The sequence below is a fragment of the Ruegeria jejuensis genome, assembly GCF_041537905.1.
Classification (GTDB): Bacteria; Pseudomonadota; Alphaproteobacteria; order Rhodobacterales; family Rhodobacteraceae; genus Ruegeria_C.
The window spans coordinates 1-15560 of the sequence record NZ_JBGRUO010000044.1 but is presented as its reverse complement, the minus strand read 5'-3'; the positions used below and the strand labels follow the sequence as shown (position 1 = coordinate 15560).

The 15560-nt window shown below is 55.7% G+C and carries 12 protein-coding genes and 2 pseudogenes; 13 read left to right on the top strand and 1 reads right to left on the bottom strand.

From position 1 onward, the window contains the following. Window positions 1-279: 279 nt before the first annotated feature. Window positions 280-453: a hypothetical protein gene (locus AB1E34_RS25580; RefSeq protein ID WP_372575118.1), complete on the top strand. Its 174-nt coding sequence runs from the start codon at window positions 280-282 to the stop codon at window positions 451-453. Window positions 454-631: 178 nt separating this feature from the next. On the opposite strand, the gene AB1E34_RS25575 is transcribed toward AB1E34_RS25580, so the two are convergent. Further along, window positions 632-1402 (bottom strand): DeoR/GlpR family DNA-binding transcription regulator, encoded by a 771-nt coding sequence (locus AB1E34_RS25575; RefSeq protein ID WP_372575117.1) that lies wholly within the window; start codon window positions 1400-1402, stop codon window positions 632-634. Window positions 1403-1682: 280 nt separating this feature from the next. On the opposite strand from AB1E34_RS25575, the gene glpD reads away from it, so the two are divergent. From glpD to curA, 12 genes and pseudogenes are all read left to right on the top strand, one after another. Next, window positions 1683-3269 carry a glycerol-3-phosphate dehydrogenase gene (glpD, locus tag AB1E34_RS25570; RefSeq protein WP_372575116.1) on the top strand — a complete coding sequence of 529 codons (1587 nt, stop codon included), beginning with the start codon at window positions 1683-1685 and terminating at the stop codon, window positions 3267-3269. A 12-nt stretch (window positions 3270-3281) separates the two neighbouring features. Beyond that, a complete protein-coding gene (locus tag AB1E34_RS25565) occupies window positions 3282-4370 on the top strand; it encodes an ABC transporter ATP-binding protein (protein ID WP_372575115.1) in 1089 nt (362 codons plus the stop codon). An 11-nt stretch (window positions 4371-4381) separates the two neighbouring features. Further along, the gene (locus tag AB1E34_RS25560) at window positions 4382-5458 is read left to right on the top strand and encodes an ABC transporter ATP-binding protein (RefSeq protein WP_372575114.1); all 1077 of its coding nucleotides are present in this window, start codon (window positions 4382-4384) and stop codon (window positions 5456-5458) included. Then, on the top strand, window positions 5458-6327 hold the full coding sequence (locus tag AB1E34_RS25555; RefSeq protein WP_372575113.1) for a carbohydrate ABC transporter permease: 870 nt from the start codon (window positions 5458-5460) through the stop codon (window positions 6325-6327). Before AB1E34_RS25560 ends, AB1E34_RS25555 begins: the two co-directional genes overlap by 1 nt. Before the next feature lie 3 nt (window positions 6328-6330). Continuing rightward, a complete protein-coding gene (locus AB1E34_RS25550) occupies window positions 6331-7176 on the top strand; it encodes a carbohydrate ABC transporter permease (RefSeq protein ID WP_372575112.1) in 846 nt (281 codons plus the stop codon). Window positions 7177-7200: 24 nt separating this feature from the next. After that, on the top strand, window positions 7201-7473 hold the full coding sequence (locus AB1E34_RS25545) for a DUF2160 domain-containing protein (RefSeq protein ID WP_372575111.1): 273 nt from the start codon (window positions 7201-7203) through the stop codon (window positions 7471-7473). An 82-nt stretch (window positions 7474-7555) separates the two neighbouring features. After that, window positions 7556-9277 carry an ABC transporter substrate-binding protein gene (locus AB1E34_RS25540; protein ID WP_372575110.1) on the top strand — a complete coding sequence of 574 codons (1722 nt, stop codon included), beginning with the start codon at window positions 7556-7558 and terminating at the stop codon, window positions 9275-9277. Window positions 9278-9434: 157 nt separating this feature from the next. Next, window positions 9435-10922 carry a glycerol kinase GlpK gene (gene glpK / locus AB1E34_RS25535; RefSeq protein ID WP_372575109.1) on the top strand — a complete coding sequence of 496 codons (1488 nt, stop codon included), beginning with the start codon at window positions 9435-9437 and terminating at the stop codon, window positions 10920-10922. Between the two features lie 157 nt (window positions 10923-11079). Beyond that, window positions 11080-11379, top strand: a pseudogene (locus AB1E34_RS25530) (IS110 family transposase); the annotation flags it as partial. Between the two features lie 456 nt (window positions 11380-11835). Beyond that, window positions 11836-12783: a 1-phosphofructokinase family hexose kinase gene (locus AB1E34_RS25525; RefSeq protein ID WP_372575108.1), complete on the top strand. Its 948-nt coding sequence runs from the start codon at window positions 11836-11838 to the stop codon at window positions 12781-12783. 189 nt (window positions 12784-12972) lie between these two features. Further along, a pseudogene (locus AB1E34_RS25520) lies at window positions 12973-13959 on the top strand (IS630 family transposase). Window positions 13960-14313: 354 nt separating this feature from the next. After that, on the top strand, window positions 14314-15345 hold the full coding sequence (gene curA, locus AB1E34_RS25515; protein ID WP_372575107.1) for an NADPH-dependent curcumin/dihydrocurcumin reductase: 1032 nt from the start codon (window positions 14314-14316) through the stop codon (window positions 15343-15345). The last annotated feature ends 215 nt before the right edge of the window (window positions 15346-15560 follow it).

The following is a 15560-nucleotide window of genomic DNA, read 5'->3' as shown; positions in this document are numbered from 1 at the left end:
AGCCCTCTTCGATATAGTCCTGAAACCGCGCCCGAAGCGCAGATGGCAGTGCTGCTGACATAAAACATCCTCCTAATAAGGAGGAATCACAAATCAATTGCGCTTGGAAGCCCCCGATTCACGTTTCAGGCGCGCCGCTTTAGAGCGCTATCGGTTAAGCCCCGACTTCGGCCCCATCAGCCGATATGAACTCTCGCCGGGGTGCTCTGGATCGCCCTGTGCAAGCTCAAGGCCGAAGTAGGAAAGCTGTCTGGCCATCGACGCCAGAGCGCCGCATAGGTGCGCACGGATCATCCCGGCGGAGACCCGCAATTTGTGGTCGGCAGCTACGACCTTGCACTGAAGCGCGTGGGCGGCGAATGGAGGCTGTCGTTCATGCGCTTCAATTATGAATACGCTTATGGAAACGAAACTCTCGCTGCCGAAGCCATCAAAGAGCCATCCAATGCTTAGCCGGACCACTGTCCCAAGTCACTTTCACTGGCACGAGTTCGACGTCAGTCAGCAATGGGCTCTTTGCTCTGTTTTTGACGCTCGAATGGTTTTGCCCTTTTGAAAGGCTGTCGATACTCGCCCGCCGCGTGGCAATGACCGGCGCAGCGTTAGGTTTCGGTTTTCGAAGCCGAGTGCTTCAAATGCTTTGGTCCGGATATCGTATCAATGTCGAGCTCTGGTCGCAAACTCTCTTGCACTTCGGGTTCACCGGCTGATCCGAAAAGAACACATCGATATCCGCCAGCGACCCGATTAGGACAGGTGCATCTCTTTCGAATTTCGACGTGTCAGCAACCAGGAAGACCTCCTTGCAATGTTTGATGATCGTCTTGCTTACGCGGACTTCCTGAATATCAAAATCGAGGATATCCCCCGTATGTGTCAGGGCCGAACAGCCGATGATGCCATAGTCGAAACGAAACTGTTCGATGGTTTGTTCGGCGAGATAGCCGATCAGCCCGCCGTCCGATCGCCGTAGACTACCACCCGTCACAACGACTTCAACCTTGGGGTTTTCAGACAGAATCAGAGCCACATTGATGTTGTTTGTAACAACCAGCAAACCCTCGTGGTTTAAGAGTTCATTGGCCACGGCCTCGGTCGTGGTGCCGATGTTCAGAAACAGCGAGCAATCGTTAGGGATATTTTGGGCGCAAAGCTTCGCAATATCGAACTTCGCGCCGAGATTGAGTTCGCGACGGTCGCTGTACCCGATGTTGGTAGTACTCGAAGGCAGGACCGCACCACCATGTATCCGATCCAGATGGCCATCGTCTGCAAGTTCGGAAAGATCTCGCCGAATAGTCTGAGGTGTCACCCCAAAGTGGCCAACAAGGCCTTCGACGGTAACTCGACCATCCCGCCGCGCCATGCTGATGATCTCCGGTTTTCGCAATGTGCGCGCCATGTCGAATCCCCAGTCAGCGAAGTTTTCGTTTTCCTCATTTTGCGAGTATATGCGCCTCATATCAAGCATACGCACAGTTTTGAGTGCGATTTTGCGGGTAAACTGGCCTCTCAGCGCCCGGCTATAACGTTTGTAGCACCTTCAACTCGCGTATAATTAGCATTAAAAGCAAATGGTTACGCGTAAACGAAACAAAGCGAAGATTTTTTCTTTCAATTTTGCGCGTTTTTTGCAATAACAGTGCCAAGGAACAAGATAATTCGTGATTGGGAGGAGAGTCATGAATACAGACGTTGACCTGCTGATCATTGGCGGTGGCATCAATGGGTGCGGCATTGCGCGAGACGCTGCTGGCCGAGGCATGTCTGTCGCCCTTGCGGAAATGAACGATATCGGATCGGCGACATCAGCGTCTTCGACCAAGCTGTTTCATGGTGGTCTGCGCTATTTAGAGTATTTCGAGTTCAGGCTCGTGAGAGAGTCGCTGATTGAACGCGAACGCTTACTGCGCGCTATGCCGCACATCTCATGGCCAATGCGCTTCGTGTTGCCGTTTCACTCGAGCATGCGGTTCGAATCCGAAACACCAACGTCAAAATTGCTGAATGTCTTCATGCCTTGGATGAAAGGGCGCAGGCCTGCGTGGCTGATCCGTTTTGGCTTGTTCATGTACGACAATTTGGGCGGCCGAGAAATTCTCCCCGGGACAAAAAGCATAGATCTGCACAGTGACCCGGTCGGTCGGCCTCTGAACGGAAAATTTCGCAAAGCCTACGAGTATTCTGATTGTTGGGTCGAAGATTCACGGCTGGTCGTCTTGAACGCGCGAGACGCACAAGCGCGAGGTGCGCGGATCATGCCCCGGCGCAAAGTTGTCAAGGCCGACGCGGCGGATGGCATCTGGCGTGTGACACTCAGAGACACACGGAGCGGTGACGAAGAAGAAATAACTTGTCGTATGCTGGTAAACGCGGCCGGTCCCTGGGTTGCCGAAATGGCGCAGGGTACCCTGCGCAGCAATCAACAGGCCAGCGTCCGTCTGGTCCGTGGCAGCCACATCGTGACCAAGCGATTGTTCGATCACGATAAATGCTACTTTTTCCAGGGAACCGACGGGCGTATCATCTTCGCAATCCCGTATGAGACAGACTTCACGCTGATCGGAACGACTGATGCAGATCATTCCGATCCGTCAGAAAAACCCGAATGCACCGAAGAAGAGCGGCAATATCTGCTAGGCTTTATCAATCAGTATGTCGCCACGCCAGTCACTGGCGATGACATCGTTTGGAGCTACTCTGGCGTCCGGCCGCTCTACGATGACGGAGCCAGCAGTGCGAGCGCAGCCACACGCGACTATGTGCTTAAGGTCGATGAATCGATCGGCGCTCCGTTGTTGAACATATTTGGCGGCAAGATCACGACGTATCGGCGGCTGGCAGAAAGCGCCATGAAGGAGATAAGAGGCTTTTTTCCGAAACTGTCCGAAGATTGGACAGCCGGAGTGGCTTTGCCCGGAGGTGATTTTCCTGTGCAGGGATTTGATGATCTCGTCACCAAGCTTAAGCAGCAACATGCCTTCTTGGATGATCGTTGGGCGCGCCGTTTGGCACGGGCCTACGGTACCGAAGCAATGAACATCCTCCAAGATGTTCACAGCGCCGCAGATATGGGCGAAGATTTTGGGGCAACGCTGACCGAAAAGGAAGTCCAGTGGCTTATGAACAATGAATATGCCGAAACTGCTGAAGACCTGATTTGGCGACGTAGTAAGCTAGGCCTGCACATGTCTCGCGATCAGATCGAACGGCTGGCCGATTGGATGAAAAACAAACCAGTTCAGCCCGTTGGCGCTGCAGCTGAATAAGGGGAGAATTTGATGACACTGGAGCTTAAAGGGGTCACGCGGAAGGTTGGAAGCGAGACGCATATTCACCCGACAAATCTGACGCTGGAGAAAGGAACGATGAACGTCCTGCTGGGGCCAACTTCGTCCGGAAAAACCACATTGATGCGGCTCATGGCGGGCTTGGATGCGCCGACAACCGGACATGTGTACTGGGAAGGCCAGGATGTCACAGGAGTCCGCGTGCAGGATCGCCAGATCGCTATGGTCTATCAGCAGTTCATCAACTACCCGTCGATGACTGTCTATGACAACATCGCTTCTCCGCTACGGCTGCTTGGTGCTTCAAAGTCTGAGATCGACGCCGCGGTGAAGAAATCCGCCGACCTCATGAAACTGACCCCGATGCTTGATCGCAAACCGCTGGAGCTTTCGGGTGGTCAGCAGCAGCGCTGTGCGCTTGCCAGGGCTTTGGTGAAGAATGCCGGTCTGGTGTTGCTGGATGAACCGCTCGCCAACCTCGACTACAAACTGCGCGAAGAACTGCGCGTCGAGATTCCCAAGATCTTCGAAGAATCCGGTTCCATCTTCGTCTATGCGACGACTGAACCCGAAGAAGCGCTGCTGCTGGGCGGAAACACCGCAACCCTATGGGAAGGTCGGATAACGCAATTCGGTCCGACACCAACGGTCTATCGACAGCCCGCTGACGCGACTACCGCGCGCGTGTTTAGTGACCCACCGATGAACTTCCTTTCGATCAGCAAGACCGGTGCTCAATTGATGTTTGGCGACGGCCAGAGTGTTGCAGCCGAAGGCGCGCTCGGATCTCTGGAGGATGGTCGCTACATCGCCGGTTTCCGCCCCAATCATGTCGAGATCGAACGCCATGGCGCCGATGCTATGCGGTTCGAAGCCAAACTGGTGGTCACCGAGCTGACCGGGTCCGAGACCTTTGTTCATTTGGATCATCACGGCGAGCGTTGGGTTGGCCTGGTGCATGGTGTTCATGAACTGGAGCTTGGCAGCGCGCTGAATGTCTACCTCGACCCCAGCCACGTCTACATTTTCAGCGAAGCCGGGCAGCTTGTCGCCCCGGCCTCATATGCGATTGCGGCCTGAGGAGGGGTACAATGGCAAAAATCACTCTCGATAATCTCGCGCATTCTTACTTCCCGAACCCAAAGTCGGAAGATGACTTTGCGCTCAAAGAGCTAAACCATGTCTGGGCGGACGGAGAAGCTTATGCGCTTCTTGGGTCGTCAGGCTGCGGTAAGTCCACGCTGCTCAACATCATTTCTGGATTGCTCGTGCCGAGCCAGGGGCGGATCCTTTTTGACGATGTAGACGTAACTGGGGCCTCCACGGCGGATCGCAACATCGCGCAGGTTTTCCAGTTTCCTGTTGTTTACGACACCATGACCGTTCGCGATAACCTGGCCTTTCCGCTGAAAAACCGCGGGGCGAGCGCATCGTATGTGGCGCAACGTGTTCAGCAGATCGCTGAGATGATCGGCATGGAAGCGGAACTGGACCGCCGCGCGCGAGGTCTGACGGCAGACGCCAAGCAGAAAATCTCTCTGGGTCGTGGCATGGTGCGCGAGGACGTGAACGCGCTGCTGTTTGACGAGCCGCTGACCGTGATCGACCCGCATATGAAGTGGGAGCTTCGCACGCAGCTCAAATCGCTGCACCACGAGTTTGGCCACACCATGATCTACGTGACCCACGACCAGACCGAGGCACTGACCTTCGCCGACAAGGTTGTGGTCATGTATGACGGTCGCGTGGTTCAGATCGGTACGCCCGAAGAGCTGTTTGAAAAGCCCGAGCACACATTTGTCGGCTACTTCATCGGCTCGCCCGGCATGAATGTGATCCCGGCACAGGTCGAAGGCAATATGGCGACTGTTCACGGCTCCTCGCTGCAGCTGGCGCAACGGTTCCCGACACTGAACGGGAATGTGGCACTGGGCGTGCGGCCTGAATTTGTGACCCTGACCGAAGGTGACGGCTTGCCCGTAAAAGTGCGGCGCGTCGAGGACGTGGGTCGCCACAAGATCGTGCGAGCCGAGCTTTTCGGAAATGAAATCAACATCGTAGCGAACGAGACCCTATCGATTTCACCAGACATGAATCGCGTGGTGTTCGATCCATCGCGTGTCAATGTCTATGTCGATGAGTGGCTCAAGGAAGGGGAGGCAGCCTGATGGAAAAGACGGTCAATCAAAGAGCCTGGTTTTTGATCTTACCAGTTCTGATCCTGGTTGCATTCTCAGCGGTCATCCCGCTGATGACGGTGGTCAACTACTCGGTGCAGGATACGTTCGGCAACAACCAGTTTTTCTGGGCAGGGCTTGAGTGGTTCGCCGAGATGCTCAGCAGCGAACGCATGTGGGATGCCCTGGGGCGTCAGATCATGTTCTCGGCGACCATTCTGGCAATCGAGATCCCCTTGGGTATTTTCGTTGCGCTGAACATGCCTAAAAGCGGGTTCTGGTCCAGCTTCTGCCTCGTGCTGATGTCCTTGCCGCTGCTGATCCCGTGGAACGTGGTTGGCACCATCTGGCAAATTTTCGGCCGTGTTGACATTGGTTTGCTGGGCTTTGTTCTTGATAAGCTGAACATCCCCTACAACTACACGCAGGACATCGTTTCAGCCTGGATCACCATTGTTGTAATGGATGTCTGGCACTGGACTTCTCTGGTTGCGCTGCTGGCGTTCGCGGGCCTCAAGTCCATCCCGGATGCCTACTATCAGGCGGCAAAGATCGATCAGGCCTCGCGCTGGAAAGTGTTCCGCTTTATCGAACTACCGAAAATGATGGGCGTTTTGATGATCGCCATCCTGCTGCGGTTTATGGACAGCTTCATGATCTATACGGAGCCGTTCGTTGTCACTGGCGGCGGGCCGGGCAATGCGACCACGCTGCTGTCCATCGACCTCGTGAAAATGGCCCTTGGGCAGTTCGACCTTGGACCTGCAGCGGCCTTCTCGATCATGTACTATCTCGTGATCCTGCTGATTTCCTGGGTGTTTTACACCGTCATGACCAACCTCGACAAACAGGAGGGCTAAGTAATGACTGATATTTCCGCACCCGCAAAACGGTCACGTAGCCTGCCGAAGATCAACAGCAGTGCTGTCGTGATGACGCTGTATCTCTTGTTCCTGCTGCTGCCCCTCTATTGGCTCTTGAACATGAGCCTGAAGACGAACACGGAGATTCTGAACCAGTTCACGCTTTGGCCGCGCAACCTGACATTTGACAACTACCTGACGATCCTGACGGATCCCGCATGGTACATGGGCTATGTCAATTCGCTGATCTACGTGGTCATGAACACCGTGATCAGCCTGACGGTGGCGCTGCCGGCAGCCTATGCGTTCAGCCGCTACAGCTTCATGGGGGACAAACACCTGTTCTTCTGGCTGCTCACCAACCGGATGGCGCCGCCCGCTGTTTTCGCGCTGCCGTTCTTCCAGTTCTACTCATCAGTGGGGCTGTTCGATACGCACATCGCCGTGGCACTTGCGCACTGTCTGTTCAATGTACCGCTGGCCGTCTGGATCCTTGAAGGCTTCATGCGCGGTGTGCCGAAAGAGATCGACGAGACCGCCTATATCGACGGGTACGGCTTCGGCAAGTTCTTCGTGAAGATTTTCATGCCGTTGATCGCATCCGGTATCGGTGTGGCTGCATTCTTCTGCTTCATGTTCTCATGGGTAGAGCTGCTGCTCAGTCGAACGCTGACAACTACTGCTGCCAAGCCCATTGCGGCCATCATGACCCGGACGCAAGGTGCCGCTGGTATAGACTGGGGGGTGCTTGCCGCAGCGGGTGTGCTGACCGTGGTTCCCGGTGCGCTCGTGATCTACTTCGTACGCAACTACATCGCCAAGGGCTTCGCCCTGGGTCGCGTGTAACCTGAGCCTGAAAGGAATACGATCATGGAATGGATGGCTTGGACATGGCCCACTGCTGCCTTCTTCGCAATCATCGCGTCGATATTGATCACGCTTACGGTCCTGGCAATCAAATATCCCGAAACACCCCGCGTAGGGATACTCGGTATTGAAACGACGCGCGGAGACCGTCTTTTCATCTCACTTCTCGGTTCGGCCTTTATCAATCTGGGCTGGCTGGGCGTTGTCGGTGCGAACCAAGGGCTCGCACTGATCCTCTGCCTGATTTACGCCGCTATCGTTTTCAAATGGGTGTAAATCGCAGAAAAAAGCGGCTTCAGGGTTAGCGAAACCTGAGGTCGTATATTAAAACTTAGTTCCGAAATACAGGGAGGACATAATGAAAGTATCGCTAAAATCCACCACGGCATTGATGCTGGTGGTCGGACTGCTAGGCAGTCCCGCCTTCGCCGACATGGAGGCGGCCAAGAAATTCCTGGACGATGAAATCGCAGGAGTTTCGGTATTGCCCCGTGCCGAGCAAGAAGCGGAGATGCAGTTCTTTGTTGACGCAGCAAAGCCGTTCGAAGGCATGGAGATCAAGGTTGTCTCTGAGACAATTGCGACCCACGAGTACGAAAGTCAGGTTCTGGCTCCGGCCTTCAGCGCCATCACCGGCATCAAAGTCACACATGACCTGATCGGTGAAGGCGACGTTGTTGAGAAACTGCAAACACAGATGCAATCAGGCGAAAACATCTATGACGCCTATGTCAACGACTCCGACCTGATCGGTACGCACTGGCGTTACCAGCAGGTTCGCAACCTGACCGACTGGATGTCGGGCGAAGGCCAGGACGTGACTCTGCCGACGCTGGATCTGGATGACTTCATCGGTCTATCGTTCACCACCGGCCCCGATGCCAAGCTGTATCAGCTGCCCGACCAACAGTTCGCGAACCTCTACTGGTTCCGCTATGACTGGTTCAACGACGACAAGAACAAGGCCGACTTCAAAGAGAAGTATGGCTACGATCTTGGTGTTCCGGTCAACTGGTCGGCCTATGAGGACATTGCCGAGTTTTTCACCGATCGTGACCTGAGCCATATGGGTGTCGACGGCGAAGTCTTTGGCAACATGGACTACGGCAAAAAGGACCCATCTCTGGGTTGGCGCTACACTGACGCGTGGATGTCCATGGCCGGTATGGGCGACGTTGGCGAACCCAATGGCTTCCCGGTCGACGAATGGGGTATTCGTGTTAACGACAACAACCAGCCGACTGGGTCCTGTGTTGCACGTGGCGGTGCCACCAACTCACCTGCTGCTGTCTATGCGGTCGCCAAGGCAATCGAATGGCTGCAGAAGTTCTCGCCGCCTGCCGCTGCCGGTATGACCTTCTCTGAAGCAGGTCCGATCCCGGCCCAGGGCAACATCGCTCAGCAGATGTTCTGGTACACCGCCTTCACCGCAGCAACGGTTGAGCCCGATCTGCCGGTGATGAACGAGGACGGGACACCGAAATGGCGTATGGCACCCAGCCCGCATGGCGTTTACTGGAAAGAAGGCCAGAAGATCGGCTACCAGGATGCTGGTTCCTGGACATTGATGGAATCGACCCCGGTTGATCGTGCCAAGGCGGCCTGGCTCTATGCCCAGTTCGTCACCTCCAAAACGGTTGACCTCAAGAAAGCCGATGTCGGTCTGACCTTCATCCGTGAATCGACCATCAACTCCGACCACTTCACCGAGCGCGCACCGCGCCTTGGCGGGTTGATCGAGTTCTATCGTTCTCCTGCCCGTGTGGCATGGTCGCCCACCGGCACCAACGTTCCGGATTATCCGAAGCTGGCGCAGCTATGGTGGCAGAACATCGGTGATGCGATGTCGGGTGCCAAGACTCCTCAGGAAGCACTTGATGCGCTTTGTGCAGATCAGGAAAAAGTTCTGATCCGTCTGGAGCGTGCTGGTATCCAGGGTGACATCGGTCCGAAGATGAACGAAGAGCAGGACCCGAGCTACTGGCTGAGCCAGCCCGGAGCGCCTTACCCCAAGTTGGACAATGAAAAACCTCAGGGTGAAACCATTGCCTATGACGAGTTGATCAAGTCCTGGAACTGATCGAACTCTGAAAGATGGCGCGGGGGTCTTCCTTCTTCCTCTCCCGCGCCATCAACCTAAAACTCCCCGATGGCCTAAACTTATCTTGGGCCACGGTTTTGGGCGGTGGAAGCCACCGCCCACCTTTCAACTCACTCCCAACTCCGGCGATGTTGCTATGAAATACGTGCTTTCAATAGATCAGGGAACCACATCGACGCGCGCCATCCTCTTTGATGACGCACTTGAGGTTGTCCGAAGCTCGCAAGAAGAGTTCCCGCAGATCTTCCCGCAATCCGGTTGGGTCGAACACGATCCCAATGACCTGTGGGGGACAACGGCCGGAACCTGCCGCAAAGTCATTGAACGCGCAGGCATCAAAGCAACCGATATCGTATCGATCGGGATCACCAATCAGCGCGAGACAACCCTGGTCTGGGACAAGGAAACCGGACAACCGATCTATAACGCAATCGTCTGGCAGGACCGTCGCACCGCGGATTTCTGCAAACAACTCCGGGATGCCGGGCATTCCGAGATGTTTTCGGACCGTACCGGTCTCTTGATCGATCCTTACTTCTCCGCCACCAAGCTCAAGTGGATTCTCGATAACGTCGAAGGCGCCCGCACGCGCGCCAAACGCGGCGAGTTGCTCTTTGGCACGGTTGACACTTACCTGATCTGGAAGCTGACCGGAGGCGAGGTGCATGCAACGGATGCCACCAACGCCGCGCGCACTATGCTTTATGACATCCGCAAGGGGCGCTGGTCGCAGACAATCTGCGATCTCTTTGATATCCCCATGGCCTTGCTGCCCGATGTGAAGGACAGCGCCGCTGACTTCGGGTCTTCGCGCGCAGATCTGTTCGGACACCGCATCCCGGTGATGGGCGTGGCTGGCGACCAGCAGGCCGCAACCATCGGGCAGGCCTGTTTTGAGCCGGGGATGATGAAATCCACCTACGGGACCGGTTGTTTTGCGCTGTTGAATACTGGCGAGAACCCCGTTCGGTCGAAGAACCGGCTGCTGACGACCATTGCTTATCAACTCGACGGAAAGCCGACCTATGCTCTAGAGGGGTCAATCTTTATTGCAGGGGCGGTGGTGCAATGGTTGCGTGACGGCCTGAAGATCATTCGCGAAGCATCAGAAACACAATCACTCGCGGAGCAGGCAGACGACACGCAACCCGTCATTTTGGTGCCAGCGTTCACCGGATTGGGTGCGCCTTATTGGAACCCCGAATGCCGCGGCGCGGTTTTTGGTTTGTCCCGGAATTCCGGCCCAAATGAACTAGCGCGCGCAGCCCTGGAAAGCGTTGGATACCAAACCCGCGATCTGTTGGATGCAATGCATGCAGACTGGGATTCGGATACCAGCAACAATGTTCTGCGTGTCGATGGTGGTATGAGCGCATCGAACTGGGCCATGCAGTTCCTGTCAGATATCATCGGCGCACCCGTTGATCGCCCGAAAGTACTGGAAACCACTGCCCTTGGGGCCGCCTGGCTGGCTGGCATGCGGGCCGGGCTGTATCCAAGCCAGGCCGAGTTTGCAGAGCGGTGGGCCTTGGACACCACTTTTACACCAAACATGCAGCCAAATCTGCGTGACCGGAAGTACGGCGACTGGAAACGCGCGGTCAGTTCCACGCTTAGGTATTGAGCGTGAGATGAGCACGTCATTCGACATGTCCTGCCCTGGACAAAAAGACCGACCTCGTCTGGCATGGCTCGGAAGGTGTAAACGCCCCGGCTGGCCCTGATGTGCCAATTTGGGTTTACAAACAACCTGAGCGGAGTCGTCTATGTAAGAGACTGGCTTGAATCTGGCGAACAATGGGTTTCAAGTCCATGGTTCGGATGAGATTGGCCACGCGATTTTGCGTAAGAGGCTACGCCGAAATCAGGTCCTTGAGTTTTTCGCCAAGCTGCCGAGCCGCGTGGTGGCAATGGAAGCCTCTGCCGGTGCGCATCACTGGGGCCGTAAGATTGGTGGTTTGGATCATGATATCAAGCTGATCCCTTCGGCTTACGTGAAACCTTTCGTCAAACGTCAGAAGAACGATATGGCCGATGCGGAAGCAATCTGTGACGCTGCGAGCCGACCAACGATGCGCTTTAGCTGGGCGTCATTATCCAGCGAGCTCTGCGAATTGACAGAAGCCGCTTGTCGAAGATCCGAACTGGCCCTTGCGGATCATGTTGGCCGCCCCAACGCCTGCGAGGGCTTGAAGTCGATCACCGGACATTCCCAAATAGTGTTACAGATCAAGCAATAGTTGGATCAAACAACATCAAGGTGCAACGCGCTGGCCAAAGTTTGCAACTGAACCGGAACCGTGGCGATGGAGTGAACCAGTCACTTGTGGTGATTGGCGGCAAGGCCCGTGTTTGGCCAATCCGAGGGGATTGCCTGTCAAGGCTGTCCCACATCTGAACTGCCTTGCAGATCGGCGATTGAACGCCGTCAAAGCACCGCCACACTGATATTTCAAGAAAAGAGGGTGGAAGCTAATGAATCTGTTGGGTAGGAATGTTATGCAACGTTATCGCTAACACGACAGAGTGATTTGGCAATGACTACCATTCTGACGATCACGCTCAACCCTACCGTCGATTTTGCGACGACTGCTCCGCACGTGTTGCCGGGTCCAAAGCTTCGCTGCTCTGAAGCCGAGTTTGATCCCGGCGGTGGTGGCATCAATGTAGCCAGAGCCGTCCGCATGTTGGGGGGCGAAGCAACGACATTGATTGCTATTGGTGGTCCGACAGGTGCGCAGCTCTTGGAATTGTTGGCATTTGAAGGTGGTTCCACCGTTGCGATTCAAGGTCCCGGCGAAACCCGGCGATCAGTGTCCGTAATTGATGAAAGCAATGGCAAGCAATACCGGTTTGTTCTGCCGGGGCCGGTCTGGGACGAGCAGGATGTTGAAAGAGCGCTGGTGGCGGTAGACAGGGCAGCCAGTGCGGGATCACTGGTCGTGCTTTCCGGTAGCCAACCTCCGGGTGTCGCGAAGGATTTCCCATCGATATTGGCAGGCCATGTAGAGGGGCGTAACGCGCGACTGGTCGTGGACACCTCTGGACCAGCTCTCAAACATCTGGCCGAGACTCCTCGCGAGGCGGTTTATTTGCTTCGTATGAATGTTGAAGAAGCCGAGGATCTTGCGGGCCGCCAACTACCTGCTGTTGCCGATACCACCGCGTTTGCACGCGAACTGGTGAGCGGTGGGGTTGCGCAGCTGATCGTAGTGGCGCGCGGCACTGATGGCTCGGTTCTGGTTGGCGGGGATGAAGCCTGGCACGCGGTCCCGCCCGAGGTTGAAGTTGTAAGCGCGGTAGGTGCCGGAGACAGCTTTGTTGGTGGTTTCGCACTTTGGACAGCGCGAGGAGAGCCGGTTCAGGAATGCCTAAGGACAGGTGTCGCTGCGGCCGCGGCGGCGGTGACGTCGGAAGCAACCCGTTTGTGCGACAAAATCCTTACTGAAAAGCTGCGCAGCAGAACCAAACTGACAAAAGTCTGACGGAGCTTGCGGCCTTGTAGCTCAAGTCTCGCATCAATTGGCGGTGAGACATTGTGCGTAAATGATCTGAGCCCCTGAAACTCCTCCGGTTTTGCCTAAAGCCTCACGCATGAAACCTGAAACGGGGGATTTCCAGTGTGTCTGATTTGTGATTCGTCCTTATCAGGAGGATGGATCACGTCAGCACCATTGCCGGAGGCTCTTCGTATACGGTTTCAGAGACTGATTGAAGGCGGGTTGAGCGGTCGCGCGGCGGCGTTGCGTCTACAATTGTCCGCCGCCACTGGCGTGCGGTGGGCGCGTCAGGTCCGAACCACCGGACGCGCAGAAATTGCACCTTAAGGCCGACCCAAAGGTCAGGGCAAACTGGCACCGTATCAGGCATGCTTGGAGGAATTGATCTGTCAGGATGCGGATATCACGCTGCCGGAACTGGCCGCCGCGCTTGAGGGTGCGACTTCGGTTCGCGCCCATCCCGCATCAATCGGCAAGTTCCTGGGCAAGCTCGGCTACTCTTACAAAAAAGGCAGTGGTGGCCACCGAGCGCCGTTCGGCGCGCGTAAGAAAGCGACGCTACGACTGGGAACAACGGCGCATGCCCATGATGCGTGCCCACCCTGAGCGCCTTGTGTTCATTCCCTTTCGGGACATTGCTGCGCAATGCCCTGTCGGGCAGCGGATGAAACCTCCGTCAAAACCAATCTGACCCGCCAGCGTGGCCGCTCTTTGCGCGGCGAGCGATTGGTGATGGACGCGCCGTTCGGCGCTTGGGGAACACAGACCTTTATCGCTGGATTATCAGCCGATGCACTGATCGCACCCTGGGTCATCAAAGGGGCCATGGACGGGCCTGCGTTTGCTGCATACGTCGAAAAGGTATTGGTGCCGGAACTCTCGCCCGGCACCGTGGTTATTCTGGACAACCTCGCCACCCAAAAGAATGCCGACGCAGCCAAAGCCATGCGCGACGCAGGCTGCTGGTTCCTATTTTTGCCGCCATACAGCCCCGACCTGAACCCGATAGAAATGGCCTTGGCCAAACTCGAGGCCCACCTGCGCAGGATCGGCGCAAGGACATTCTCCCAAATGTTCGATGCCATCGCAGACGTATGCGATCTGTATTCCCAAACTGAGTGCTGGAACTACCTCAAAGCTGCTGGATATGCGTCAGGTTAAAGAGGAGATGCTTTAGAGTCCGCGCGACCGAAGGACGGACCAATGAAGACGAGATTTTAGCAGACTGGCGGCGGTGCAGCATATTGCTATTGGGGCTCATTGCCGGTCGGGGAAGCGGTGCGGCACCAGGCAGAAGGACCGGACTCTCTCAGGTATTGATACCTTGAAGGCTACGACCTGATGTTGCGGTGCAGTGTTTCTCGAAACCGCCTTTATCAACGTCGCGGTATAGCTGGCTCCTATGCAAGTGCTACGCGTTCAGAACTGTCATCGAGAGGCAGCTTTCATATGTTCTGTTGCACTCCAGCCAAATACGGTCTCTGTTGCAAAAAACCACTTTTTCCGGAGGTCATAATGCCCCAAACATCCGCTACCAATCGTCGTATTGTTCTTGCCGAACGCCCAATTGGACAACCGGACGAGAAGACACTGCGCCTTGAAACCACCAGCGTTCCTGAGCCCGGCCCGGAAGAGATGCTGGTACGCACGGAATACCTGTCGCTGGATCCCTACATGCGCGGTCGAATGAATGACGCCAAATCATATGCCGAACCTGTTCCGATCGGCGGTGTTATGACCGGTCAGGTTGTCGGGCAGGTGGTCCAGTCGAACATAGAAGAGTACGAAGCCGGAGATTACGTGCTAAGCCCAAGCGGGTGGCAAGACTTTGCTGTCTCAGATGGGACCCAGATCGTCAACTTGGGAAAATCCCCCGAGAATCCATCCTGGGCGCTCGGAATTCTCGGAATGCCGGGCTACACGGCTTATGCCGGACTTCTGAAAATTGGAGAACCCAAAGCTGGCGAAACGGTTGTTGTGGCGGCGGCGGCCGGTCCGGTTGGCGCAACCGTCGGTCAGATCGCAAAGCTAAAGGGATGCCGCGTGGTGGGCATCGCAGGTGGTTCCGAAAAGTGCGCGCATGTTGTCGAAAACCTTGGGTTTGATATGTGTTTGGATCATCGCTCTGACGATCTGGCGGCACAATTGCGCGAGGCTTGCCCGGATGGAATCGACGTGTATTTCGAAAATGTGGGCGGCAAAGTTCTCTATGCCGTATTGCCGCTCTTGAACCCGTTTGCTCGGGTACCCGTCTGCGGAATGGTGTCTTGGTACAACCTGCCCAGCCTGCCGGACGGCCCGGATATGGGCCCTGCAATTATCGGCACAGTCTTGCGGATGAAAGTCAAAATGCAGGGTTTCATCATCTACGACAGTTTCGGCCCCGAAGTGTATCAGGAGTTTGCCCGCGACATGACGGGATGGCTCGAAGATGGTTCGGTGAACTACAAAGAACATGTGGTTGACGGCTTGGAGAATGCTCCGGAAGCTTTCAATCAACTGCTAGCCGGCGGGAACTTTGGAAAAATGGTTGTAAAAGTCGGTTAACCGAATACGCGGCGTGACATCGAGCGGTTCATTGAATGGTTCGGTACTGTCGCGAACTATGGTCGGCATGTGGCTTTGTTGCACAAATCTGGGTTTGAGGGCACTTCCCCCTTCCCCGGACGGAGTTATCCTTCGGGCATTGTGAGAGGTATGCCAAGAGCGGTGTAGCGGTTGAGCACCGCGATCCGGATCTGGAGCTCAGCGACTTGTCGGTC